22 protein-coding genes are annotated in these 25,882 nt (G+C 50.5%); 14 read left to right on the forward strand and 8 right to left on the reverse strand.

Features of this window, described 5'->3' with window-relative positions:
• Positions 1 to 206: 206 nt before the first annotated feature.
• From Undi14_RS13990 to Undi14_RS14010, 5 genes are all read left to right on the forward strand, one after another.
• Positions 207 to 1,334 carry an ABC transporter substrate-binding protein gene (locus tag Undi14_RS13990; RefSeq protein ID WP_223827068.1) on the forward strand — a complete coding sequence of 376 codons (1,128 nt, stop codon included), beginning with the start codon at positions 207 to 209 and terminating at the stop codon, positions 1,332 to 1,334.
• A 235-nt stretch (positions 1,335 to 1,569) separates the two neighbouring features.
• Entirely contained in the window at positions 1,570 to 2,451 is an 882-nt protein-coding gene (locus tag Undi14_RS13995) for a branched-chain amino acid ABC transporter permease (RefSeq protein WP_200180970.1), read from the forward strand.
• A 4-nt stretch (positions 2,452 to 2,455) separates the two neighbouring features.
• Positions 2,456 to 3,334 (forward strand): branched-chain amino acid ABC transporter permease, encoded by an 879-nt coding sequence (locus Undi14_RS14000; RefSeq protein WP_190480723.1) that lies wholly within the window; start codon positions 2,456 to 2,458, stop codon positions 3,332 to 3,334.
• A complete protein-coding gene (locus Undi14_RS14005) occupies positions 3,335 to 4,096 on the forward strand; it encodes an ABC transporter ATP-binding protein (protein WP_200180972.1) in 762 nt (253 codons plus the stop codon). It begins immediately after the preceding gene.
• Positions 4,093 to 4,806 carry an ABC transporter ATP-binding protein gene (locus Undi14_RS14010; protein WP_200180973.1) on the forward strand — a complete coding sequence of 238 codons (714 nt, stop codon included), beginning with the start codon at positions 4,093 to 4,095 and terminating at the stop codon, positions 4,804 to 4,806. The genes Undi14_RS14005 and Undi14_RS14010 overlap by 4 nt, the downstream gene beginning before the upstream one ends.
• Positions 4,807 to 4,909: 103 nt before the next feature.
• Here the strand turns inward: Undi14_RS14010 and Undi14_RS14015 are convergent, their stop codons facing one another.
• Both Undi14_RS14015 and pmbA read right to left on the reverse strand, forming a co-directional pair.
• Positions 4,910 to 5,863, reverse strand: coding sequence for a hypothetical protein (locus tag Undi14_RS14015; protein ID WP_200180974.1), 954 nt, complete (start codon positions 5,861 to 5,863; stop codon positions 4,910 to 4,912).
• 81 nt (positions 5,864 to 5,944) lie between these two features.
• Positions 5,945 to 7,297, reverse strand: a complete 1,353-nt coding sequence (gene pmbA, locus Undi14_RS14020) for a metalloprotease PmbA (RefSeq protein ID WP_200180975.1) — start codon at positions 7,295 to 7,297, stop codon at positions 5,945 to 5,947.
• Positions 7,298 to 7,378: 81 nt separating this feature from the next.
• Here pmbA and yjgA point away from each other — a divergent pair, with 81 nt between their 5' ends.
• The 5 genes from yjgA (at position 7,379) to Undi14_RS14045 (ending at position 11,747) form a co-directional block, all read left to right on the forward strand.
• Positions 7,379 to 7,984, forward strand: a complete 606-nt coding sequence (yjgA, locus tag Undi14_RS14025; RefSeq protein ID WP_200180976.1) for a ribosome biogenesis factor YjgA — start codon at positions 7,379 to 7,381, stop codon at positions 7,982 to 7,984.
• Positions 7,968 to 8,594, forward strand: coding sequence for a molybdopterin adenylyltransferase (mog, locus tag Undi14_RS14030; protein WP_200180977.1), 627 nt, complete (start codon positions 7,968 to 7,970; stop codon positions 8,592 to 8,594). Before yjgA ends, mog begins: the two co-directional genes overlap by 17 nt.
• 256 nt (positions 8,595 to 8,850) lie before the next feature.
• Entirely contained in the window at positions 8,851 to 9,522 is a 672-nt protein-coding gene (locus Undi14_RS14035; protein WP_200181251.1) for an alpha/beta hydrolase, read from the forward strand.
• 410 nt (positions 9,523 to 9,932) lie between these two features.
• On the forward strand, positions 9,933 to 10,910 hold the full coding sequence (cysK, locus tag Undi14_RS14040; protein ID WP_200180978.1) for a cysteine synthase A: 978 nt from the start codon (positions 9,933 to 9,935) through the stop codon (positions 10,908 to 10,910).
• Between the two features lie 138 nt (positions 10,911 to 11,048).
• Positions 11,049 to 11,747: a phytanoyl-CoA dioxygenase family protein gene (locus tag Undi14_RS14045; RefSeq protein ID WP_200180981.1), complete on the forward strand. Its 699-nt coding sequence runs from the start codon at positions 11,049 to 11,051 to the stop codon at positions 11,745 to 11,747.
• A 16-nt stretch (positions 11,748 to 11,763) separates the two neighbouring features.
• On the opposite strand, the gene Undi14_RS14050 is transcribed toward Undi14_RS14045, so the two are convergent.
• Both Undi14_RS14050 and purU read right to left on the reverse strand, forming a co-directional pair.
• Positions 11,764 to 12,306, reverse strand: coding sequence for a YaeQ family protein (locus tag Undi14_RS14050; protein ID WP_200180982.1), 543 nt, complete (start codon positions 12,304 to 12,306; stop codon positions 11,764 to 11,766).
• The gene (gene purU, locus Undi14_RS14055) at positions 12,306 to 13,181 is read right to left on the reverse strand and encodes a formyltetrahydrofolate deformylase (RefSeq protein WP_370587107.1); all 876 of its coding nucleotides are present in this window, start codon (positions 13,179 to 13,181) and stop codon (positions 12,306 to 12,308) included. Before purU ends, Undi14_RS14050 begins: the two co-directional genes overlap by 1 nt.
• Positions 13,182 to 13,483: 302 nt before the next feature.
• Between purU and Undi14_RS14060 the strand changes: the two genes are divergently transcribed.
• Positions 13,484 to 14,509 carry an NADP-dependent oxidoreductase gene (locus Undi14_RS14060; protein WP_200180983.1) on the forward strand — a complete coding sequence of 342 codons (1,026 nt, stop codon included), beginning with the start codon at positions 13,484 to 13,486 and terminating at the stop codon, positions 14,507 to 14,509.
• A gap of 163 nt (positions 14,510 to 14,672) precedes the next feature.
• Here the strand turns inward: Undi14_RS14060 and otnI are convergent, their stop codons facing one another.
• A complete protein-coding gene (gene otnI, locus Undi14_RS14065) occupies positions 14,673 to 15,470 on the reverse strand; it encodes a 2-oxo-tetronate isomerase (RefSeq protein ID WP_200180984.1) in 798 nt (265 codons plus the stop codon).
• Positions 15,471 to 15,533: 63 nt separating this feature from the next.
• Positions 15,534 to 16,499 (reverse strand): bile acid:sodium symporter family protein, encoded by a 966-nt coding sequence (locus tag Undi14_RS14070; RefSeq protein WP_200180985.1) that lies wholly within the window; start codon positions 16,497 to 16,499, stop codon positions 15,534 to 15,536.
• Between the two features lie 388 nt (positions 16,500 to 16,887).
• On the opposite strand from Undi14_RS14070, the gene pepF reads away from it, so the two are divergent.
• Together pepF and Undi14_RS14080 are read left to right on the forward strand one after the other, a co-directional pair.
• Positions 16,888 to 18,750 (forward strand): oligoendopeptidase F, encoded by a 1,863-nt coding sequence (gene pepF, locus Undi14_RS14075; protein ID WP_200180986.1) that lies wholly within the window; start codon positions 16,888 to 16,890, stop codon positions 18,748 to 18,750.
• A gap of 274 nt (positions 18,751 to 19,024) precedes the next feature.
• Positions 19,025 to 19,624 carry a hemerythrin domain-containing protein gene (locus tag Undi14_RS14080; RefSeq protein ID WP_200180988.1) on the forward strand — a complete coding sequence of 200 codons (600 nt, stop codon included), beginning with the start codon at positions 19,025 to 19,027 and terminating at the stop codon, positions 19,622 to 19,624.
• Between the two features lie 25 nt (positions 19,625 to 19,649).
• On the opposite strand, the gene Undi14_RS14085 is transcribed toward Undi14_RS14080, so the two are convergent.
• Positions 19,650 to 20,546, reverse strand: coding sequence for a DMT family transporter (locus Undi14_RS14085; RefSeq protein ID WP_200180990.1), 897 nt, complete (start codon positions 20,544 to 20,546; stop codon positions 19,650 to 19,652).
• A 172-nt stretch (positions 20,547 to 20,718) separates the two neighbouring features.
• Here Undi14_RS14085 and Undi14_RS14090 point away from each other — a divergent pair, with 172 nt between their 5' ends.
• Positions 20,719 to 21,405, forward strand: coding sequence for an NAD(P)H-binding protein (locus tag Undi14_RS14090; RefSeq protein WP_200180992.1), 687 nt, complete (start codon positions 20,719 to 20,721; stop codon positions 21,403 to 21,405).
• Positions 21,406 to 21,480: 75 nt separating this feature from the next.
• On the opposite strand, the gene hrpA is transcribed toward Undi14_RS14090, so the two are convergent.
• Positions 21,481 to 25,689 carry an ATP-dependent RNA helicase HrpA gene (gene hrpA / locus Undi14_RS14095; protein WP_200180994.1) on the reverse strand — a complete coding sequence of 1,403 codons (4,209 nt, stop codon included), beginning with the start codon at positions 25,687 to 25,689 and terminating at the stop codon, positions 21,481 to 21,483.
• Between the last annotated feature and the right edge of the window lie 193 nt (positions 25,690 to 25,882).

A 25,882-nucleotide genomic window follows, 5' to 3' on the forward strand; every position in this document is an offset into this window, starting at 1 on the left:
CACCGCAACACCATGTTATATTGCCCTTCTGCTTGGCAGCCAATACAATATTTGGCGAAAATAAATATTTATCTAATAAAAATTCTACGGCGATTATTCAGCGCCGCCAGTTAATAGAGACGCATGCTATTTCACACTGTCGGTGACCAGTAATCCTTTTCATCACATTCTTTCAGGAACCCTTTATGTCACACCAACTAAAACTGATGGTTGCAAGTGCCTTGCTCGGATGGACTGTCATCGGCAATGCCGCAGATATCAAAGTCGGCGTTGCCGAAGCACTGACTGGCCCGGCAGCGAAATACGGCGTAGCAATTAAAAACGGGTTCACTCTGGCAGCCGATGGCATCAACGCAAAAGGTGGCGTCAACGGAAACAAAATCGCCCTGGTTGTGGAAGACGAACAAGGTAAAAAAGAAGAAGCGATCAACGTTTTCAAAAAACTGATCTTCCAGGAAAAAGTTTTACTGGTTTTCGGCCCGACTTTATCCAATTCCGCATTTGCCGCCGATCCTATTGCCAATGCAACTAAAACCGTGGTTTTTGGCACCAGCAATACTGCTGATGGTATTACCAATATGGGCCCTTTCACTTTCCGTAACTCTGTGATGGAAGCCGACGTCTTGCCAGTCACCACTCGTGCAGCAGTAAAAAAATTCAATATCAAAAAAGTCGCCGTGCTGTATGGCAATGACGATGCCTTTACGAAGAGTGGCTACGATGTTTTCAAGTCAGCCCTCGCAGATCAGAAAATCAGTGTCACCGATACCGAAACCTATGCAAAGGGTGACGTTGATTTCAAGGCACAACTGACCAAAATCAAAGCGTCGAATCCTGATGCGATTGTTTGCTCCTGTCTGGCAGAAGAGGCAGCCAATATTATTCTGCAAACCCGCTCACTGGGTATGAAGCAGCCCTTTATCGGTGGTAACGGGTTCAACTCGCCGAAACTGTTTGAAATCGCCAAAGACGCGGCTGACGACACTTTGATGGGCAGCCCATGGTCGATAGAAAATACCTCTGCTACAAACAAAAAATTCATCGCCGATTACAAAGCAAAATTCGGCAATGAACCTGATCAGTTTGCAGCACAGGCTTTTGACGCACTCAATATCGTTGCCGAAGCATTGAAAACAGTAAAACTGACTGGCAGCATCGATAAAGACCGGGTCGCGCTGCGCAATGCCCTGCCTGCGATCAAATTTGAAGGTGCCACCGGCAAATTTGCATTCCGCCGCGCTGCTGCAAAAGATGGAAAAGAAGCAGGTTACGATGCACAGCAAGAAGCCATTGTGAATATTGCTAAGGGCGGTAAATTTATACTGCTGAAATGATATTCTTCTTTAAAACACAGCGGTTCCGCTACCGATAGCGCGAACCGCTGCTGTGTTTCTAAGGTATGAATTTTTGTTTCGTATGAGTTTTCATTTTTTCAGCAGATTTTTTCGTGCTTTGCATCTGCATTTTTTAATCTGAACTTTCTCTCATTTCCATAAAACGCTTTTCTGACAAAACTGATACGCAACTCAACAGCGGCAAGAGTTGCAACAGTTTTTCGCCTGGATCATCATGTTTGAACAACAACTTATCAATGCCCTTTCACTCGGTAGCGTGTATGCATTGTTCGCCCTCGGTTTTACTCTCGTCTTTGGCGTGCTGGGCGTCATTAATCTCGCTCATGGCGCAATATTCATGCTGGGCAGCTATGTAGCCTTATTGCTGGTCAACCAATTCCAGATGTCCTTGTGGCTGGCCATGCTGATCGCGATGCTGACCTGCGGCGTGATTGGCGTGATCGTCGATTTCCTTGTACTCCGGCCTTTGCGTAAACGAAATGCCCCGCATCTGGCGCCGATGATCGCCACCATCGGCGTCGCCATCATGATTACGAATGTGGCACAGGGTTTCTTTGGTGCAGAAAACAAACGCTTCCCGTTTGGCACGATACCGGAAGAAAGTTTTACTGTAGGTAATCTGCACCTGACCGCTGTACAGTTAGCCATCGTCCTGATTTCATTTTCGCTGATGGTCGTGCTGCTGATCATTATGCGTCGCACACAACTCGGCAGAGCCTTGCGAGCCATCGCAGAATCACCTAAAGCTGCGTATCTGCTCGGCATTAATGTTGAGGGCCTGTTTTTGTTCACATCTTTTGCCGCGGCAGCACTCGGCGGTGCAGCAGGTGTGCTGGTCGGCCTGTCTTTCAACGCGATTTCACCATTCATGGGACAACCCATGCTGCACAAAGGTATTGCAGTGATTATTCTGGGTGGCATGGGCGATATCCGTGGTGCCCTCATCGGTGGTTTATTTCTTGGCTTTGCCGAAGTCATGAGCGTCGCTTATCTGTCCAGTGACTTCCGTGATGCCGTGGCATTTGGTTTATTGTTTGTGATCTTGTTGGTTCGTCCTTCCGGCATGTTTGGCAAGATTTTAGAAAGAAAGGCATAAGATCATGCTCGAATGGTGGGATGGTTTCTGGGCTATTTACAGCACTGTTATTTTTGGTATTGGCATCAACGCGATGCTGGCACTGTCAATTTATCTGACCCTGTCGTGCGGCTTGCTGTCGCTTGCCAACGCAGCGTTTATGGGCATAGGCGCGTATGCGGCGTCGATGATCAGCATGCAGACCGAGCTTGCTTTCCCGGTCGCCTTGCTTGCAGCGGGTGTTGCGCCGGCGCTTGTCGCTCTCGCCGTTGGCATTCCGACCTTGCGTTTGTCGGGTGTTTATCTGGCGATGGCCACTCTGGGTTTTGGCGAAGTCGTACGCGTCATCGTTCTGAATATGGAAATCACCGGTGGCCCTATGGGTCTGAACGGCATTCCACTTAAAACAGAGTGGTGGCACATCGTTGTTATTTTAGGCATCACCTTATTTGTGCTGGCGAGATTACGCCGCTCGAAAACCGGACGTGCATTTGAAGCGATTAAGGAAGATGAAATCGCGGCGCGCTTAATGGGTGTCAACGTTGCGGGCTACAAACTGCTGGCGTTTGTGCTCGGCGCAGTGATCGCCGGTGTCGCAGGCGGTCTGAACGCACATTACACCTTCACGATAGGTCCCGGAAATTATGCGTTTGAAAATGCCGTCGAAATTCTCACCATGGCTGTCTTCGGTGGCACCAGCAATCTGATTGGCCCGGTGCTTGGCAGCACCATCCTGACACTACTGCCAGAAGTGATGCGTTCGCTGAAAGACTACCGACTCGCCGCGAATGGCCTGATTCTGATCATCGTGATTCTGTACCTGCCTAAAGGCATCTGGGATCCGGCTAAAATCCGCGCGCTGCGCCGCAAATTCACATCCAGCAAGTCTGAAGAGGTCGCTTAAATGTTGCAGTTACAAGCTATCAGTAAAAATTTCGGCGGCTTGCAGGTCTTGCAGGACGTCAGTTTCTCCATGCCTCAGGGCAGCATTTTCGGATTGATCGGTCCTAACGGCGCAGGTAAAACCACCATCGTGAATCTGATCACCGGTCTGTTGCGCCCCTCCAGTGGCGAGATACGTTTCAACAATCAGGATCTGAGCGTGGTGGAACCCCACAAGATTACGCAACTCGGCATCGCACGCACATTTCAGAACATCCGCATTTTCAAGGAAATGAGTTTGCTGGAAAACGTCGTCGTTGGTATGCACGAACACCTGAATTACAGCGTCGGCAGCATGTTGTTTAATCTTGCGACGTTTAAAAATGCAGAAGCGAAAGCACGTGAACGTGCCCATGAATTGCTGACCTGGGTAAGACTCGATCACAAAGCACACATGCTGGCCGACAATTTATCGTATGGCGAACAACGCAAGCTGGAATTCGCGCGGGCACTTGCGACGCAACCAAAATTATTGCTGCTCGACGAGCCGGTCGCCGGTATGAATCCCGCAGAAAAAACCGAGCTGATGGCAGAAATTAAGAATATCCGCCAACGTGGATTTTCGATTTTTATGATTGAACACGACATGCGCTTTGTAATGGAACTCTGTGATCGCGTCGCGGTACTGAATTTCGGCAAAATCATCGCAGAAGGAACGCCGGATGAAGTGCGCGCCAACCCGGATGTTATCGAAGCCTATCTCGGTAAGGAGGATGCCGCATGAGCACTATATTAAGCATCCAGAACCTCAGCGTATCGTATGGCCACATCCGCGCCGTCAAAAACATACAACTGGAACTGAACGCCGGCGAAATTACCGCCCTCGTCGGTGCCAATGGCGCGGGCAAGAGCACCTCATTACTGGCGGTATCCGGCCTGATCAAAGCGAATGCCGGAAAAATCCTGTTTGAGGGCGAAGATCTGACCACACTCTCGCCGCATCAGATCGTGCAGAAAGGTGTGGTACAAGTGGCCGAGGGACGCGCCATTCTGACCACATTAACAGTGCAGGAAAATCTTGATCTCGGCGCTTACACCCGCAAAGATAAAGCGCAGATCAGCAAGGATCTGGACTACGTATTTCATCTGTTTCCAGTATTGAAGAACCGCGCTTCCGGACTCGCAGGCAATTTATCCGGTGGCGAACAACAAATGCTCGCAATTGGCCGCGCCCTCATGGCGAAACCAAAAGTGCTGCTACTCGACGAGCCATCGATGGGGCTCGCACCATTGATGGTGCAGGAAATTTTCCGCGTACTGAAAGAGATCAACCAGACCGGGCTGACGATTTTGCTGGTGGAACAAAACGTCAGGCAAGCACTGAAAATCGCCCAACGCGGTTACGTTCTTGAAAATGGCGAAATTGTATTGCAAGACAGCGGTCAGAATCTGCTGAACAACCCTAGAGTGATCGAAGCTTATCTAGGCGCCTGATCTCGAATGCCAACCAAAACGTAATCAGCAATTCGAAATCCGAAATCCGAATCGCAGGCAATCGCTTGCGATTATCTGATGACAAGTCAGTCGCAAAGCACCGTTATCCCGGTGCATCCTTATTTAATTGCTCCAGAATTTTTTTCGCCACTCCGCCAACATTGGGCAACACGCTATTTTTAGCCAGATAAGTGATTTCATCTTCAGCGAGTTCCCTCACCTGTTTTGCTATTTCAGGATGCTGTTTTAAAAGTAAAAACAGTACTCCCAAGGCTTTATTCCTGTCGGTGTGAGAAGGCAGGTTCAATTGCCATGCAAGGTCGCCGATAAGAGGGTGTATGTCTGCTGACGGTATATATGTAAAGTAAAAAGAAATGAATTGAACAAGATTGTTTCTTACTGAGGAGCTCTCATCTCTGAAAGCGATCATTGCTTTGATCATCGCTGCCTGCGGGTCGCCACACCAGTTCAGCAAATGTGCAGCCTCAGTGCGCTGCGACTCGCTCTTCGAATATAGTAGCACGTCAAATATCGTCTGTTTTTGTACCGAAGCAAGCAAAAATAACTGACTGGCCATCAACGATAGTTCTGGATCGTCATAATCGAGAAAGACACCGCGCGAGACAAAACTCTTTACGCCGACATTTTGCTTGAGTTTTTCTATCCAGACGGAAGTCAGTTGCCTCGATAACTTGTATAAGTCTGAATTCAGTTCAATGTCGCGATATGGCGTCTTCTCCTGAATTTTTAATTTATTTTCGTTCCCCGCTTCAACAACGTCGACTACTGCATAGATCTTACCTCCGCCAAAGCCAACGATACTGCATCGCGCAAGCGGAACATGAAGCCGGACTTCCAACGTATCACACCATGCTTTGAACGAGGACATATCAGAAGATAACGGCATATTCGTTTGCAGAGGAAACCCACTCAGAATGGTCTCCCTCGCTAACAGTTTATTTCCCAATACCTCAACGCCTTGCAAAGACTGCTGCGCAATTCCCTCATGTGAGAGCAACAACAAAGCAAAAAAGGAAAGTAAATTTTTAACGGGCATAGTGGGTATTGAAATAAGGAATTCAGCATAAAAAAAAGACCATCTGTGATGGTCGTTTTTATTTGAACAGTCAGTAAATGATCAGTTACCTGCAATCGTCATGCTCTCGATCAGTATCGAGCCAGTCTGCTTGGTGCCGCGTACCAGTGTATCCGCGCCAACCGCGACGATTTGCGTGAACATGTCGCGCATATTGCCTGCGATGGTGATTTCTTCGACCGGATATTGAATCACACCGTTTTCCACCCAGTAACCAGATGCGCCGCGTGAATAATCACCCGTCACGTAATTGACGCCCTGCCCCATCAGCTCTGTCACCAGCAAGCCAGTTCCCATTTTCTTGAGCATGGCAGCAAAATGATCGCTCTTTTTTGTATTGGACGACAGCAGACTCAGATTATGCGAGCCGCCCGCATTGCCTGTCGTTTGCATCCCCAGCTTACGTGCCGAGTAAGTGGACAGGAAATAACCCTGCAACACGCCATTGCTGACCACATCGCGGCGCTGGGTACGGACACCTTCATCATCAAACGGCGATGAACCTACCGCGCCCGGCACATGCGGATCTTCGACCACCTGAATATGTTCAGGGAAAATCTGCGTCCCCAGCGAATCCAGCAAAAATGAGGATTTACGATATAAGGCACCGCCGGAAACCGCCTGCACAAACGATCCCAGCAAGCCTGCGGCCAATGGTGCTTCAAACAGAACCGGGCATTTGCGCGTCGTCAGTTTGCGTGCATTTAGACGCGCCAGCGCGCGTTCGGCAGCATAACGACCGATGGCCTCAGGCTGAGCAAGTTTCTTCGGATTGCGTTGCGATGAATACCAATCGTCGCGCTGCATCTTTGCGCCCTTACCCGCAATCGGTGCGACGGCGATCGTATGACGGGAAAGCGGGTAACCACCGATAAAGCCACGTGAATTTGCTGACACGAAATGCGATTGCTGCACATGGACGCTGGCGCCTTCACTATTCGTAATCCGCTTATCGACCGCAAACGCCGCCGCTTCGGTGCGCTTGGCGATATCGATCGCCTCTTCTGCGCTGATATGCCACGGATAGCACAGCTTCAGATCAAGCGGCGCCATTTCAAACAGTTCCGCATCAGCCAGGCCAGCGCAATCGTCTTCTGCCGTAAACCGGGCGATGTTGTAGGCCGCATCAACCGTATCTTTCAGCGCCTGACGGGAAAAATCCGAAGTGCTGGCATTGCCGCGTTTCTGTCCGATATAAACAGTAATACCAATACCTTTATCGCGGTTCTGCTCTATCGTTTCCACCTTGCCTTTGCGCACGCTGATCGATAAACCTTCACCTTCGCTGATTTCGACAGCCGCATCGGAAGCGCCTTTTTCTTTAGCAAAAAGCAACATATCCTGCGCAATTTGTTTCAGTTGATCTTGGGAATGGGTAAAAACTGGCTTGCTCATAGATGAGGTTTCTTTGGAGACGGAACTAAAACGGTTATCATATCAGCCGTTTCATTAAGTTTATAGTAAAGGCGCAGAATTATGCCAAATCCAAACCGGGGCTCATGTGGCTACCAATCGAGCGAATTTGAAGAGGAATACGAACGCCCTTCAAAATCTCAGCTCAAACGCGAAATGACCGCGTTGCAAAAACTGGGACAAGAACTGGTCGAACAGGCGCGTGACCGCGTCAAACGCGTTCCTATGCCAGAAGATGTGCGCGACGCGATTCTCGCATGTCAGCAAATCACGAACCATGAAGGTCGTCGTCGTCAGATGCAATTTGTCGGCAAAAAAATGCGTACGCTGGATGAGGCGGAAGTTGCCCTGATCCAGAAAACCATCGACAGCTGGAAAGGTGCGTCGAAAGCAGAAACCGCCGCGATGCATGCGATGGAACGTCGTCGCGACAAACTGCTGACGGACGACAATGCGCTGACAGAGTTACTGTCTGAACATCCGCATCTCGATGTGCAGCAATTGCGCACGCTGATCCGCAACGCGCGTAAGGAACAGGCAGAAAACAAACCACCAAAAGCCTACCGCGAGATTTTCCAGATTCTGAAGCAATTGCAGAAAGCGCCTGCGGGCGATGATGCATTGGACGATGCAGACGCTGAAGATCAAGAGGATGAGGACAATGAGTAATACGGATACAGCCGACCGCGCATTGCGCATAGGCCTGGTCTCAATCTCTGACCGCGCATCAGCTGGTGTCTATCAGGATCAGGGTTTGCCCGCGTTGCAGGAATGGTTCAGTACTGCCATGGCGAGCAATTGGGTGATGGAAACCCGCCTGATTCCAGATGAACGTCAGGCAATCGAACAAGCGCTGACTGAGCTGGTCGATGTGGCACGCTGCGATCTGGTGATCACCACCGGCGGTACCGGTCCTGCACGGCGCGATGTGACACCGGAAGCCACGCTGGCTGTCGCCAGCAAAGAAATGCCGGGATTCGGCGAGCAGATGCGTCAGATCAGCCTGCAATTTGTACCAACCGCGATCTTGTCGCGGCAGGTGGCTGTGATACGCGAAACCGCTGATCATGCGGCGCTGATTCTGAATTTGCCGGGGCAACCGAAGTCGATTAAAGAAACGCTGGAAGGCTTGAAAGATGCGGATGGCAAACAGATTGTGTCTGGTATTTTTGCAGCGATTCCTTATTGCATCGACCTGATCGGCGGGCCTTACATAGAAACGCACGAATCCGTGTGCAAAGTCTTCCGTCCTAAATCGGCGTTACGACAAAAATCCTGATAACTTCCCGGTAAAACGGGTCGCTCGCTATTGGCTCAGACAGATGAACAAAGCAGATTTTCCGCCATCAGCAAGACGATTATGGATCACTGCTTTGCTCAGTACCTCAGCGCTGTGCCTGCTCAATAAGGCCTTTGCTGCAACTGTGAATGCGGTGAATGCGGTGAATGTAATCACTCCAGGCACGAGCAAGAAACAACTAAAATCATCCGACATCCGCAATTCTCCTTCAACCAAGAAAAACACTCCGTCAGCCATGAGCAATTACCTCGACACCGTAGAAATTGAAAGCGCCACCAATCCCAGCGTCGCCATTATCTGGATGCATGGTCTGGGCGCAGATGCCAATGATTTCGTCCCCATCGTTCATGAACTCGATCTGAGCGGCTTACCCGGCATACGCTTCGTGTTCCCGAACGCGCCAACGATGCCGGTGACGATCAACAATGGCTATGTGATGCGCGCATGGTATGACATTCTGGGCACCGACATCGCGCGCCGCGAAGATGAAAAAGGCTTACGTGCATCGCAAGCAGAAATTGAAAAACTGATTGCGCGCGAAGTGGCGCGCGGTATTCCAGCTAATAAAATTTTCCTCGCGGGTTTCTCGCAAGGTTGCGCGATGACCTTGCAAACCGGCTTACGCTATACGCAAAAACTGGCAGGCTTGCTGTGTTTATCTGGCTACGTGCCGTTGCGTGATGTGGTTGCTGCCGAACGCAGTGCGGCGAATCAGGAGACACCGGTGTTTCTGGTGCATGGCCGCGCCGATCCTGTGATTCACATTCAACGCGCAGAGCAATCGCGCGACTTGCTGAAAGAGCTCGGTTATCAGGTTGAATGGCATGAATATATGATGCCGCATTCGGTCTGCGCCGAAGAAATCCGCGACATCGGGCTGTGGTTGCACAAGGTGCTGGCAGCGTAAATTTGCGTTTGTTGCCCGTTGCAAGAGGCAAAAACGCCTTAAATATACTCCCCCCAGTATTTTAAAACGTCCTTATTTTCTGCTGAGAATAAGGCGTTTTTTGCATATACTCCCCATTTTTCTTCATTTATTTATAAAATCAAAGCGCAAAACCGAGGCCAGTCTGCATTCTGCCGCAATGACGATACGCGCATCAGACTGGCAGCACCATCACCATGTTTACTGATTGCCATGTATAGTACTCGCGTATCCTGAGCAGCAAAAAAAGTATGACGACCGGCAAAGCATCCGCTCTCCTTTTTTTCATATCGATATACGCAAAAAATGTAAGGAAGCACGCTTGATAAAGATCAATCACGCGGCATCACCTGACTCGTAGTATCCATACATCCAACTTCTGAGAGACCATCATGGCACTTTATTTAAACAACGCAGATTCCATCGGACGCACACCATTGATTCGCCTCAACCGCATCACTGCCGGTGCAGGTGCAACGGTGCTGGTGAAAGTGGAAGGTCGCAATCCCGCCTACTCCGTCAAATGCCGTATCGGCGCGGCGATGATCGCTGACGCAGAAGAACGCGGATTGCTCGGCGCAGGCAAAGAACTGATAGAACCCACCAGCGGCAACACCGGTATCGCGCTCGCTTTCGTCGCAGCAGCCAAAGGCATACCGCTGACATTGACGATGCCGGAAACCATGAGCATAGAACGCCGGAAATTACTCGCTGCCTTCGGCGCGAAGCTGGTACTGACCGAAGGGCCTAAAGGCATGAATGGCGCGATCGCCAAAGCCGAAGAAATCCGCGCCAGCGACCCGGATCGTTATGTCTTGTTGCAACAGTTTAAAAATCCGGCGAATCCGGCAGTACATGAACGCACGACAGGCCCGGAAATCTGGGAAGACACCAAGGGCAATATTGATATTTTTGTCGCTGGCGTCGGCACAGGCGGCACCATCACCGGTGTTTCCCGTTACCTGAAAAAGACGCAAGGCAAAGCACTGCACACCGTCGCGGTAGAGCCGACTTCCAGCCCGATACTGACGCAGCAACGCGCTGGCCTGCCTTTGCAACCGGGGCCGCATAAAATTCAGGGCATAGGCGCTGGCTTTGTGCCTGATGTACTGGATTTATCGCTGATCGATCAGATTGAACAAGTCAGCAATGAAGACGCTGTGCTGTTCGCGCAGCGACTCGCCAAAGAAGAAGGCATACTGGCTGGCATCTCGTGTGGTGCAGCCGTCGCTGCCGCAACCCGACTCGCATTTTTGCCTGAAAATGCAGGCAAAACCATCGTCGCGATTTTACCTGATTCAGGTGAGCGTTATTTAAGCTCCGTCCTGTTTGATGGCTATTTTGACGCGGCTGGCGTAGCACCAGCTTAATTACTTCACAGCCTTTCATTTCAGATGGTATCGCTCTTCAATACCGGCACCATCTGAAAAAGCAGCGACACGCGAAAGTCTGGTCAGGAATTTTCCTGCAGTCATTCGGACAAGGTTAACAAATTCTTTCATGAAAATATGCAACCGGCAGAAATGAAAGCAACGCTGGAAACAGATGGATTCCTGATACTTCGCCAGTTTCTTACTCCTGAACAGCTTGAGGCGCTGCGTGATGCCTGCCACCCGGTTCAGGAGCAATATGGTGTCAGACAAGTATTGCAGCATTGCCCCGATATTGTGAAGGCGCTCCCCACATCTCATATCGCCAACATACTGAACAATGTCGGGTTATCGGGCGCGACAACGGTGCGGAGTATATTCTTTAACAAAAATGCGTCCCACAACTGGCTCGTTCCCTGGCATCAGGATAAAACCATTTGCGTCGACACCGCTGCCGGAATCGCAGGCTATGAAAAGTGGACAAAGAAAAATGGGGTTGTCCATGCAGAACCACCAGCCAGCATTCTGGAAAACATGCTGACGTGGCGTTTTGCACTGGATGATACGCCACCACAAAATGGCGCATTAAAACTGATACCAGGTAGTCACCGCCAAGGCAAACTGACATCAGATGAACTTAACATCATGACCGCAGCACAGCCTGCTTATTGCTGCGAACTCAAGGCCGGCGACGTTTTACTGATGCGGCCTCTGATCGTACATGCGTCCGAAAAATCGCAGGAATGCAGCCAACGCAGGGTTTTACACCTTGAAATGAGCAATGCAGAATTATCCGCACCGTTACAATGGGCTGAACGGCTGTCACCAGCGCATTAGTAGCGCACACATCAGATCAACCAAAATCCTTCAACATTTCCAGATCGATCTGCACCGAGGCGTCGCCTGCCGACATCCAGATTTGCCCGTCCTGTATCGTGCATTGCAATTGCATGGATCGTTGTGCGAGTTTTTCCAACGCCTGGCTTTGTACCGATGGCACATTCATCACCTTCAGATTTTTTGCGCGATCGAGGCGACTGTTCATTTGCTTCCACCAGATATCGCTGGCACTGGCAAAGCTGTAGACGATCACTTTCTCTGAGCGCCCGCAGGCTTTCAGCAAGCGGCGGTCATCGGGTTGACCAACTTCCACCCATAGCTGTATCGCATCGGTATAGTCTTTTTCCCACAGATCAGGCTCTTCGGTATCGGAAATACCTTTGCCGAATTCCAGTCGCTCGGCGGCGTGAATGGCAAATGCCAGCACGCGTATCATCATGCGCTCATCGGTTTCCGATGGATGGCGGGCAATCGTCAGGCTATGGTCGGCGTAATAGCCACGATCCATATCAGAGATATTCAGATCGGCTTTGTAGATAATCGATTTCAAAGCCATTATTTGAACACCACTGTCTTGTGACCATTGAGCAAAATACGGTGCTCAACAAACCATTTCACGGCACGTGCCAGCACCACGCATTCAACATCACGACCAATGGCTGTCAGTGTTTCCGGTTCCATCGCATGATCAACGCGCTCAACATCCTGCTCAATGATAGGGCCTTCATCCAGATCGCCAGTAACGAAATGGGCGGTCGCACCGATCAGTTTCACGCCGCGTTCATGCGCCTGATAATAGGGTTTCGCGCCTTTAAAGCTGGGCAAGAAAGAGTGATGAATATTGATCGCTTTGCCTTTGAGTGCATCACACATCTGCGGCGACAAAATCTGCATATAGCGCGCCAACACCACCAGATCAGCCTGATTAGCGGCGACGATTTCCAACACTTTTTCTTCCTGCGCACGTTTGGCCTCAGCCGAAGCACCCGCCGCCAGTGGCAAATGGTGAAAAGGAATATTGTAGCTGGCAGCAAGCTGATAAAAATCGGTGTGATTAGAAACGATGGCCTTGATTTCCACTGGCAATAAACCGCTCTTGTAGCGGAACAGCAAATCATTCAGGCAATGACCGATTTTGGAAACCATCAGTATCACAGCTGGTTTGTGGTGCGCGTCATTGAGCTTCCAGCTCATTTGCATGCCGTGAGCAAGTTCCGCAAATTCTTCGCGTAATGCTGTCTCTTTGACGCCCGCATCTTCAACAGCGAAATGCACACGCATAAAAAACGTGGCGGATTGTTCATCGCCAAACTGCGCAGAATCAATGATATTGCAGCCATGATTGGCTAAAAATCCTGAAACGCTGTGTACGATACCGCGTTGATCAGGACAAGAAAGGGTGAGAATATATTCTGGTCGTATGGTCATCATGTTATTTTTTCGCCCGAATACACATGACATTCGGGGGTGAGGCAAATTTAATTTGGAATAACCCGCAATTTTAAAGCAAAACAAAGCTAAAAACCGTAACGGACTATTGTCGCACGTTCATCGCAGGTACGTCGCACATCGGTGCCAGATTAGCGAGAATCCGCCCTGAATTTCACGGCGTTTTAAAATAGCGGCAACAAAAAGCACGTACGTTCTATTTCGTGTATATTAAGGCTGGCGCAAAAACAGCGATAGCCACCATCCGTAAGACGTAAGACATCACCAAAAACACAGGAGACACTATGAGCAGCTTCAGCAATCAACAATACCGCCTCGCCGCCCGCCCGGTCGGCACACCGAAACACAGCGACTGGAAATTCTCCACCGAACAAGTCAGAGAGATTAACGATGGTGAAATCGTCGTTCAAACGATCTACATTTCGCTCGACCCTGCGATGCGCGGCTGGATGAATGAAGGCAAATCCTATATCCGTCCGGTCGCGATTGATGAAGTCATGCGCGCTGGCGGCGTCGGCAAGGTGGTGGCATCGAAATCACCTTTATTTGTGGTCGGCGATTATGTTTCCGGCGGCACCGGTGTGCAGCAATACTGGGTTGGCGCGGCGAACGATAAAACAGCGGCCTTCTACAAAATTAATCCAGTACTCGCACCTTTACCGAAATACCTGAATGCGCTCGGCATGCCTGGTATGACTGCGTATTTTGGTTTGCTCGATGTCGGCCAGCCTAAAGCAGGTGAAACCGTCGTCGTTTCTGGTGCGGCTGGTGCGGTCGGTCAGACGGTCGGTCAGGTTGCCAAACAAAAAGGCTGCCGCGTCGTCGGCATCGCTGGCGGTAAAGACAAATGCGATTTCGTGGTGAATGAACTCGGCTTTGATGCCTGCATCGATTACAAAACAGGCTCTGTACGTGACGGACTGAAAGAGCACTGCCCGAATGGCGTAGACGTGTATTTTGACAATGTCGGCGGCGACATTCTCGATACCGTGCTGACCCGTATCAATATGAAAGCGCGCATCATCATCTGCGGTGCGATCTCACAATACAACAACACAACACCGGTTAAGGGGCCAGCGAATTATTTATCGCTGCTGGTCAATCGCGCGCGTATGGAAGGCATCGTCGTTTTTGATTATGCAGCACGTTATGGCGAAGCGGTCGCAGAAATGAGCAAGTGGATGGCAGAAGGTAAATTCCACACCCGCGAAGATATCGTCAAAGGCATAGAAACTTTCCCTGACACGCTGATGATGCTGTTCGATGGTAAAAATTTCGGCAAGCTGATTCTGCAAGTCGCAGACGAGTAATTTATCTGGTCTGACGATTTTATCTGATCTGAAAAAAACGGCCTGAGAAAAACACAGGCCGTTTTTTTATTCTGCTTACCGACGATAAAATGAAGATGCCATCGCCGGAGAATTACATCGACGGGCTATTTCGATCACGCTCGCCGCGCGATACGGAAGCGATTTACTTCGCAGGTAGCCAGGGTCTGATCCATGCAAGCCCCTCTGAGGTTCCCGCCCGCGGCCGGTATTCGCAACCTATCCAGCCGTCATAGCCCAAATCATCCAGCAGTTGAAACAGATACGGGTAATTTACTTCGCCTTCGGATGGTTCATGGCGATCCGGCACACCGGCGATCTGTATATGGCCGATGCCGGCCTGCGGCCGGCACATATCCCGCTGCAGCTTGCGTGTGATATCGCCTTCCATAATCTGGCAGTGATACATATCAAACTGCACTTGCAAATGGCTGACGCCAATTTCTTCACAGATTTCCTGCGCCATATTTTGCTCAGATAAAAAATATCCCGGCATATCACGGGTATTGATAGGTTCAATTAACACCGTCAGATTTTCACGCGAAGCCAGCAATGCCGCATACGCCAGATTACCCAGATAGACCGCGCGATGACGCGCCCTGTCCTGCTCAGGCTGTATCAGCCCTGCCATCACATGAATATGGCGGTTACCCAGCACACGGGCGTATTCCAGCGCCTGATCAAAGCCACGCTTAAATTCGTCTTCGCGCCCTGGCAAAGACGCCAGGCCACGTTCACCGGCTGCCCAGTTCCCCGGTGGAGCATTGAACAACACTTGCTGCAAATTATTCGCATCCAGCAATTCACGTAATTGCTGTGCCGGATAATCGTAAGGAAACAGATATTCCACACCGGTGAAACCATCTTTTGCCGCAGCAGCAAAACGTGCAGGAAAATCGACTTCGGCATACATCATGCTGAGGTTGGCAGCAAAACGAGGCATGTATTTCTCCTTAAAAAACCCGGTATTCAGGCAGGCCTGACATTGGCCGGATTCTGTTGATTTTTATTTTGGTCTATTTGCGTAGCGTTGCGCCAGTACCGCGCAGACCATCAGTTGCAGTTGATGGAACAGCATCACAGGTAACAACACCATGCCGACGGAACCGCTGGAAAATAAGACTTTCGCCATCGGCACACCACTCGCCAGACTCTTTTTAGAACCACAAAAAACAATGGTGATTTCGTCTTCCTTACTAAAGCCAAGACGACGGCTGATCAGGGTAGTAAAACCCATTACCAATGCCAGTATCACCGCACTGATCAGCAGCAGGCCCAATAACATCAGCGTTGGCACCTGACGCCATAATCCTTGCACGACCGCTTCACTGAACGCCACGAATACCACCAGCAGAATCGAGCTCTGATCGACCATTTTTAACACGCTCGCATGTTTGGTGATCCATGCCTGTAAATACGGGCGCATGATCTGTCCAGCCACAAACGGTAACAGCAATTGATAAACGATCTTCAGCATCGCATCGATCGACGAATGTCCATCACTGTTGGCTTTAATCAGCAGGCTGACCAATAAAGGCGTGATGAAGATGCCGAGCAGGTTACTCGCGGAAGCGCTGCAGACGGCGGCAGGAACGTTACCACGCGCAACCGAGGTGAAAGCAATCGATGATTGCACCGTCGATGGCAGCAGACACAAATACAAAATTCCCAAATATAAATCCGGAGTTAACACGGTCAGCAAAGCTGGCTTGAGCAGCATCCCCAGCAAAGGAAATAAGGCGAATGTCACCCCCAGTACCAGCAAATGCAAACGCCAGTGCGTCATTCCTGCCACCACCGCCTCGCGCGATAATTTAGCGCCGTGCATAAAGAACAGCAGCGCGATCATCAGTGTCGACAGATGATCAACGCTGACTGCAAGTTCTCCTTTTACCGGAAAAAAACTGGCGATCAGAATCACACCCAGCAAAAGTAAAGTCATGTTGTCAGGTAAAAAGCGGGGGCGTTTCATAGGCGGCAATAGAAATAAAAACGAGCTTCATTGTACTTGAATCATCTGAAAAAATTCCCCTCATCAAAATGCAATTCTGCTGTTCGCAAAACTGTGACAGTCAAACCGCACCCAAGTACAACGCCGGGCGCAAAAATTTGCGTTCTCAAATAAGAAAAAGGGAAATCTAAATCGTATAAAAAATAGTCAAACGGAGTAAAACCAGAAGATTCTCCGGAATTGCACAGGTTTTATCAAATCTGTGATTCATCTGCCTGTTACCTGAATTCATGCAATAGATTTACCTGTATATTTTTGCTTTTATCGCATCAACTATCACATTGTTCGTTACATCGTTTGTGATTACCTTTACCGGCTTTTGCCGGCAATACTCAACACCGGAGACTCTATGCAAAAACATCTGATCGCCAGCTTGCTGGCACTCGCATTTGCCTTTCCTGCCAGCGGTTTTGCAGCGCACAGCAACGACACTGAAGCGCAACGCTGGAATCTTACCGATCTGTATGCCAATCGCGCTGCGTGGAACGCTGATGCAAAAAATCTGGAAACACAGTTAGTCCAGCTGCAAAAATGCAGCGGTCATCTGGGCGATAAGATCAGCAGCTTTAAATCCTGTCTCGATCTGAATGCGGATATTCTGAAACGTTATGCACGCCTGGCGACCTATGCGTCGCAATTCCGCGATCAGGATACCGGTGACAACGAGGGGCAGGACATTGCGCAAAATGCGGATATCATCGGCAGCAAGCTCGAAGAAGCGAGTTCTTTCTTCCGTCCGGAGATACTGAAGCTGGGGCAAAAGAAAATCGACGCATATCTGAATCAGGACAAATCACTCGCCGCCTACCGCTTTGGCCTGCACGACATCCTGCGCGGCGCGCAACACACGCTGGATAAAAAAGGGGAAGAACTGATCGCAAGCTTTGGCATGGCAATGAATGCTCCCGCTGCTGTCTACTCAACATTGTCCAATGCAGAAATGCCGTGGCCAAAAGTCACACTGTCGGATGGTCAGCAAGTCACCATCGATCAGGCCGCGTACACCAAATACCGCGCTTCACCGAATCGTGCTGACCGCAAGCTGGTGTTTGATGCGTTCTGGGGCAAATGGAAAGAGTTTGAACGCAGCTACGGCGTCACGTTTTACGAACAACTCAAACGCGACGCCGTGTATGCCAAAGTGCGCAATTATCCTGATTCACTGACCCATGCGCTGGATGGCAACAATATACCGCGCGCTGTATATGACACGCTGGTCGATCAGACCCGCGCCAATCTGCCGACGCTGCACCGGTATTTCAAATTACGCGCGAAAATGCTCGGTGTACAAGATCTGCGCTACTTCGATATTTACCCGCAACTGGTTTCCGGCAATTTCACTTACAGCATCGACGACGGTGTGAAACTGATGCTGAGTTCAGTCAAACCGCTTGGCGACGATTACGTCAATGCGATTACCAAAGCGAGCACTGCGCGCTGGATGGACGTCTACCCTCGCCCACGCAAGCGTTCAGGTGCCTACATGTCTGGCGTCGCGTATGACGTACACCCATACATACTGCTGAATTACAACGACGATTACGAGTCAGTATCCACACTCACGCATGAATGGGGCCATGCGATGCATTCGTATCTGGCGAATAAACATCAGCCGTTCAGCACCGCTGACTACCCTATTTTCACCGCTGAAATTGCCTCGACCACCAACGAAGTATTATTGCTTGATCACATGCTGAAAATCGCGAAGAGCGACGATGAGCGTCTGCTGTATCTGGGTTCCGCACTGGAAAATTTGCGCGGCACTTTCTTCCGTCAGGCCATGTTTGCAGACTTTGAACGCGAAGTGCATGCGCGTGTGGACAAAGGTGAATCACTGACTGGTGAAGGTCTTACTAAAATCTACGGCGACACCCTGAAGCGCTATCACGGTGATAAAGAAGGCGTCATGAAAATCGATGATGTCTATGCCACAGAATGGGCTTACATCCCGCATTTCTATAATCGCTTTTATGTCTTCCAGTATGCAACCTCGATTGCTGCCGGTTCTATGTTTGCCGATGAAATTCTGAAATCACAAACAGGCGCACGCGACAATTATCTGAATATCCTGAAAGCTGGCGGATCTGCTTATCCTTACGATCTCGTAAAAAAAGCCGGGGTCGATCTGGCATCGCCAGCACCATATCAAGCAGTGTTTAAACGCATGAACAGCATCATGGATCAGATTGAAGCCATCGTTGCAAAACGCTGAAACGCTGAAGCACTGATATAACGTAGTCAACCAACCTCGTTCCCTGCTAATGGGAACGAGGTTTTTTTATATAACCAGGGCAATAAAAAATACTCATCAAACGAGCATGAGTGGAGAGTAAAACAAGAGCCGAATGCGGACGCGAACACCGATCAACCTAAAAAATCAGCGGAAGTCAACGAAATCCGTTGGTACGTCTCGCTTTATTTGATCGGCATCAAACAGCGAATAAGGTGCACAGAGTACAGTATAAAAAAATTCTGCGGAGACCGTTATGTGCGCCAGAAACTTCCATCCAATATCCATCGATATCATTCAGCAAGAACATCAGCATTTGTCTGCCGTCATACAGACCATGCTGGAATTTGTGCGTTCGACGGATAAAGGAGAAGCGCCACCTGATCTTAAATTATTCCGCGCCATTCTTTTTTACATCAGCGAATATCCGGAAAAAGTACATCATCCTAAAGAAGACAAATTTCTGTTTTCCAAGATTAAAGAGCGCACACACCAACTCGACAATGTGCTGGATGCGTTGATCGAACAACATGGCAACGGCGAATGCCTGGTGCGCAATCTGCACAATGCGTTGCTGAAATACGAGTTTTGCGGAGCCCCGGCTTTTCCGCATTTCAGAGATCTGGCTGAGCAATATGCTCTTTTCTATTACGCGCACATGCACGCTGAGGAAAATGATGTGTTACCGGTCGCCAAACTGGTATTGAATGTCACCGATTGGCAGGAAGTCGATCAGGCATTTATGGAAAATCGCCATCAGCTTGACGACACAGGTGAACGTTATCGCTACGAACAATTGTTTTCCTATATCGTCAGTAATGGCGCTATCGCTGCGGGCGCGCCCGACCCGCTGTAAAACACAGCTAATCTGCAAGGCGACGTCAACGTCTTGAAGATAAAACGATACCGGCAACAATCAGCAAAAACGCTACCGCATGAAATAATTGTGGCGTCTCACCTAAAAATAGCGACGACAGTAAAGCGGCAAACAAGGGCGTCAGATTACTGAAAAACGCAGCGATACTTGGTCCGACCCGTTGTACGCCCATGCCCCAGCAGCGAAAGGCGATCAGCGCCGGCCCTACTGCGACAAAAATGATCGCAGCGATCAGCGTACCGCTCCAGTGAATCACAGGAGCAACAAGCATCCATTCACCCGCCGCAAACAAACCCGACCACACCAGCCCGAAGCTGACCTGCGCCAATAAAAAATGTGACCAGTGATCGCGCAACTCACCGTCGCCACCACGTGTCAGCAGCCAGCTGTAAAGTGACCAGCAAATCGCTGCCAGCAGCATCAGCATATCGCCGGGAACCAGACGCAGTGCCATTAAATGCTGAAGCTCACCACGACACAGCACCAGCAATACCCCAGCTATCGAGACGACCACACCGGCTACCGCAGAGCGGGAAATCGGCGCATGAAAAAATAAGCGTCCGATTAACAACATCCACACCGGCATACTTGCTGCCACCAGCGTCACATTGATCGGCGTCGAACTTTGTAAAGCCAGATATTGCAAGGCGTTGTACATACCCACACCGAGCAGCCCAAGTAATGCGTAGCGATACCAGCGAAACCAGAATATGCTGCCACGTTTAAAAATACTGGCGGCCATCGTCAGCAAAATCAGAAAAGCGATTGCCCAGCGAAAGAAATTCAAGGTCACTGGCGGCACCATCGTATGTATCATACGTCCGACAACCGCATTACCTGCCCAAAGCAGTGGTGCCAATACCAGTAAAAAAATGGTGCCGGGGGTCAGTTTATGATTCATACAAAATCGGAACAGGAAAGAAATGGCGGTCAGCAAAGTCCGACAGCATACCACCCGGACACAGGCCGCGGCGACCAGTATGACGGCTGCAATATGTCAGATTCACCTCTAAAATACCGGCAGACGCTGCCGTCGCTAAGTTGATGGCACAGCAAAAAGAGAGAAGGTAAAAGTGAAATTATTAATTCTGGGCGGTACCGGCTTAGTGGGGCAGCAATTAATTGCGCAAGCCCTGGGGCACAAGGATGTCTCGCAAGTGATCGCGCCGACGCGTACAGCGTTGGCGCCGCATCCTAAACTACACAACCCCATCGTTGACTATGCCCACTTGCCACAGGATGCAGACTGGTGGCAGGCAGATGCGGTCTTATGTGCGCTCGGCACGACGATCAAGATCGCCGGATCGCAAGCCGCATTTTCCCGTATCGACCACGACTACGTAATAGCCGCTGCCAACCTTGCCAAAGCCGCAGGCACAAGACATTTTGTGTATAACTCGGCACTTGGTGCGAACGCAGATGCCAACTCCTTTTATTTACAGGTTAAAGGCCAAGTGGAAAATGATTTGCGTGCTTTGGGATTTTCAGCGCTGACAATGGTACGTCCATCACTGCTTAGCGGCGGCACCAGAAAAGATAAACGCCCGGCCGAAGCCATCGCGATCTTCTTATCTCGCCTATTTGGCTGGCTGATACCGCGCCGTTACCGCGCGGTAGATGTCGCTGATGTTGCAGCCGCGATGCTGCATGCAGCCATGAATACAAGCTTTACTGCAACCGATAGCGTCGCGATTCTGGAGTCAGATCAATTGCAGGGTGCGCTGACTCGCATGACAGAAAAATCTAGGCAAGTCCAATAAAACCGTGCTTCTCCAGCCAAAAAGCACTGGAAAGGCACGTATTTATTCAGACATTCACTTTAAGTTCCGCAGCAATTAACGCTGCATACTTTCCCAGACTTTCTGCAAGCGTTTCACCGACACCGGCATCGGCGTGCGCAGCTCCTGCGCAAACAAAGACACCCGCAACTCTTCCAGCAACCAGCGGAACTCCAGCAACTTAGGATCAGCATCGGCACCCGTTTTTCGCGGCACGCGCTGCCAAGGTTGGGCGACGCTATTCCACTCCGCCATCAATTTAGCGTCACGCGCCGGATCTGCGCGCAGCTTATCCATGCGTATCGTGATCGCTTTCAGATAACGCGGAAAATGCGCCAGCTGGCTAAAATCCGTCTCGGCGATAAAGCGTTTGGTGATCAGCATCTGCAACTGATTCTGGATATCAGCCGCTGCTTGCGCATGGGCTTTGATGCCCTGAATTTTCTTGGGCAGACTGTGATATTCCGCCAGAATCTGCCCCGCCATGCGAGCGATTTCATTCGCCAGTAAATTCAGGCGCGCCTTTCCTTCCTCGCGGCGGATATTGAATTCACCAGAATTGCCTGGCAGCGGCTGCTGCAGACACGCGCGTTCAATCGCCGTCTGGATAATCTGTTCGCGCAATTCTTCCTGCGAGCCCAGCGCCATAAACTGCATGCCCATTTGCTGAAGGCCGGGAATATTTTTCTCAAGGAACTTCACCTGCTCCTTCAGTTGCAAGGCAAACAAACGGCGCAAGCCTATCCGGTGCACTCGCGCTGCTTCGTCAGGATCATCAAACACCTCGATATGACAATGCGTGAGCTTATCCACCAGCGCCGGATAGCCGATCAGGGTTTGCTTGCCCTGCTGTACTTCCAGTAATTCCGGTAAGCTGTCGAAAGTCCAGCCTGTAAAATTTTCCTGCTTCAGCGCTGGCATTGCGCCTGCAGACGCTGCGCTTCCATTTTTATTCGCTGCGGAGGCGCGTGAGGTCTCTGCCGCTGCGGACGTTTTTTCCTGATTTGTTCCGCGCATATTTGCTGCCTGTGCGTCCAGCAGCGCCAGCTTTTCTGCACTCGCAATCTTCTGGAAACTTTCACGCGCCTGGCCGCCAAATTCAGCACGCAGATTCGCCAGATTCCGCCCCATTTCTAACTGGCGGCCATGTTCATCCACCACTTTAAAATTCATCGTCAGATGCACAGGCACGGTTTCAAATTTAAAATCTGTGGTTTTGCACAGCAAACCTTTTTGCTCGCGGATATCGGCAATCACAGCATCGAGGAAATTTCCCTTACCAAAGTCATTGCGCTCACAAAATCCTGCCGCATATTCCGGCAAAGGCACGCAATGACGGCGTATTTTTTGCGGCAATGATTTGATCAGCAAATGCACTTTTTCTTTCAGCATGCCGGGCACCAGCCACTCACAGCGTTCTGCCGACACCTGATTCAGCGAAAACAAAGGCACAGTCAGCGTCACACCATCACGTGGGCTGCCGGGTTCAAAATGGTAGCTGAGTTGCAGCGCCACACCGGATACCTGCATGGTTTTCGGGAATAAATCCGTCGTCACGCCTGCTGCCTCGTGACGCATCAGATCATCTTTATTCAGATGCAGCAATTTGGGATTGGCTTTAATCGCTTCTTTATGCCATTCCTCAAACAACACTGCGTTATACACATCTGACGGAATCAGCTTGTCGTAAAACGCGACGATCAGTTCAGCGTCGACCAATACATCGAGGCGGCGCGATTTGTGTTCCAGATTTTCAATCTCGCGCACCAGTTTCTGGTTGTGGGCAAAAAACGGCGCACGCGTCTCGAACTCACCTTCCACCAATGCTTCACGAATAAAAATCTCGCGCGCTTCGACCGGATGATACAAACCATACTGAATCCGGCGCTGGCTGTACACGACCAATCCATACAGGGTCGCTCGCTCAAACGCTGACACCTGACCCGTCCGCTTTTCCCAACGCGGCTCGCCATAGGATTTTTTCAATAAATGACCGCCGATTTTTTCCAGCCATTCCGGCTGTATCTGTGCGATGCAACGGCCATACAAGCGCGTCGTATCGACCAGCTCTGCCGCCATAATCCAGCGTCCGGCTTTCTTCGCCAGGCTGGAGCCGGGCCAAATATAGAATTTGATACTACGGGCGCCGAGGTAATGCGCTTCTTCCTCGGATTTATAGCCGATATTCCCGAGCAAACCGGTCAATAAAGACAGATGCAGTTGTTCGTAAGTGGCGGCGGTTTCATTCAGACGCCAGCCCTGCTCTTTCACGATGGTCAGCAATTGCGAATGCACCTCGCGCCATTCGCGCAAGCGCATCTGGCTCAGGAAATTGCTACGGCAATTATCCTGCAACTGACGGTTCGTTTTTTTGTGCTCGATTGCCTCTTCAAACCATTTCCAGATTTTCAGATACGAGATGAATTCAGATTTTTCATCGGCAAATTTCTTATGCGCCTGATCCGCAGCCGCCTGCGCGTCCATCGGCCGGTCGCGCGGATCCTGCACCGATAAAGCCGCAGCAATAATCAGCACTTCCTGCAAGGCCTGATTATCACGCGCGGCGAGGATCATGCGTCCGACTCGCGGGTCCAACGGCAACTTTGCTAATTGCCGCCCGACTGCTGTGAGCTGATTGGTATCGTCCATCGCCCCCAACTCTTGCAAGAGCTGATAGCCATCGGCAATCGCCCTGCCCGGTGGTGGTTCGATAAACGGGAAAGTTTCCACATCGGTGAGTCGCAAAGACTTCATCCGCAAAATAACGGCCGCCAGCGAGGAACGTAAAATTTCCGGTTCAGTAAACCGGATACGCTGATTAAATTCCTGCTCGTCAAATAGTCGTATACAAACACCAGCAGAGACACGTCCGCAACGACCTGCGCGTTGATTTGCTGCCGATTGTGCAATCGATTCAACCTGTAACTGCTCCACCTTATTCCGGTAGCTGTAACGCTTGACGCGCGCCAGGCCAGTATCAACCACAAACCGGATGCCCGGCACTGTCAACGAGGTTTCCGCCACATTCGTCGCTAGCACGATACGGCGGGAATTCGACACTTTGAACACCCGTTCCTGCTCTTGTGCCGACAAGCGTGCAAATAAAGGCAGTATCTCCACCTGTGGCGGATGATGTTTTCGTAAGGCTTCCGCGGCATCGCGGATCTCGCGCTCGCCCGGCAAAAACACCAGCACATCACCAGAACCGATACGACACAATTCATCGACCGCATCGGTGATCGCCGTCATCAAATCGCGTTCTTTATCTTTATCGGTATCCTGCACCGGGCGATAACGCAATTCCACCGGATACAGCCGCCCCGATACTTCAATCACCGGCGCAGGTTTAGGTTCTGCACCACGCGGATTGACAGCATCGTCGGCAAAATGGTTGGCAAAGCGTTGCGCATCGATCGTCGCGGACGTGATGATGATCTTCAGATCGCGGCGCTTGGGCAGCAATTGCTTCAGGTAACCGAGCAGGAAATCAATATTCAGGCTGCGTTCATGCGCCTCATCGATGATGATGGTGTCATATTGACGCAGCAAAGGGTCGGTCTGGGTTTCTGCCAGCAAAATACCGTCGGTCATCAGCTTGACCGACGCACCTTTGCTCAGCGTATCGGTAAACCGCACTTTAAAACCAACATGCTCGCCAAGTGGTGAATTCAGCTCCTGCGCAATCCGTTTGGCAGTTGATGAAGCCGCAATCCGGCGCGGCTGGGTATGACCGATCAGCCCTTTGCGTCCACGCCCGAGTTCCAGACAAATTTTCGGCAATTGCGTGGTTTTACCGGAACCAGTTTCGCCGCAGACGATGATCACCTGATGCGTTTGCAAGGCTTCAGCAATCTCAACGCGCTTACCGGACACCGGTAATTCTTCCGGAAACGTAATGACCGGCAGAGGGTTGCGGAAAGGCAGACTGCTCTCATCAGCTACTACAGCAGCCGTGGCAGCGCTAGCAGCTTTAGCATTGGCGGGCTTCGCGCCAGCACGCACCGGCGACTGTCCGGCAGGCTTAGCTGCGGCTCGCTGAGAATGCCCACGCTGATCTGGCGATGATGCTGACGACGCCGACGATGCTGATGACGCTGCTTGTCGCACCTGCGCGACCGGCGGCTTCGCTGCCGGCGTTGCCGGTTTTTCTGCCACTGGTGCAGCTTGCCGCAATTGTTGACGTAGCTCGCGCAGCCCCGACAAACCATCTATCGTGGTGGACGTTGCTTTTTTTTGGGAATTTTTAGGTGTTTTATTTGAAGACATAGCGCTGCGCATTATCCCTGATTTTTACGCCGCACAGGAAATGTTGCACTGCTCACCACAACACTGCGGTTTCACCCGGATCAAAACAAGATTGCGAATCGATACGTATCGATTCGCAACAAGCATCAAATCATATAAATAAATCCTTTCATTATTTCTTTACCTATAATGAAGAAAACAAAAATTTGAGACC

It is taken from the genome of Undibacterium sp. 14-3-2, assembly GCF_016595265.1.
Taxonomy (GTDB): Bacteria; Pseudomonadota; Gammaproteobacteria; order Burkholderiales; family Burkholderiaceae_D; genus Undibacterium; species Undibacterium aquatile.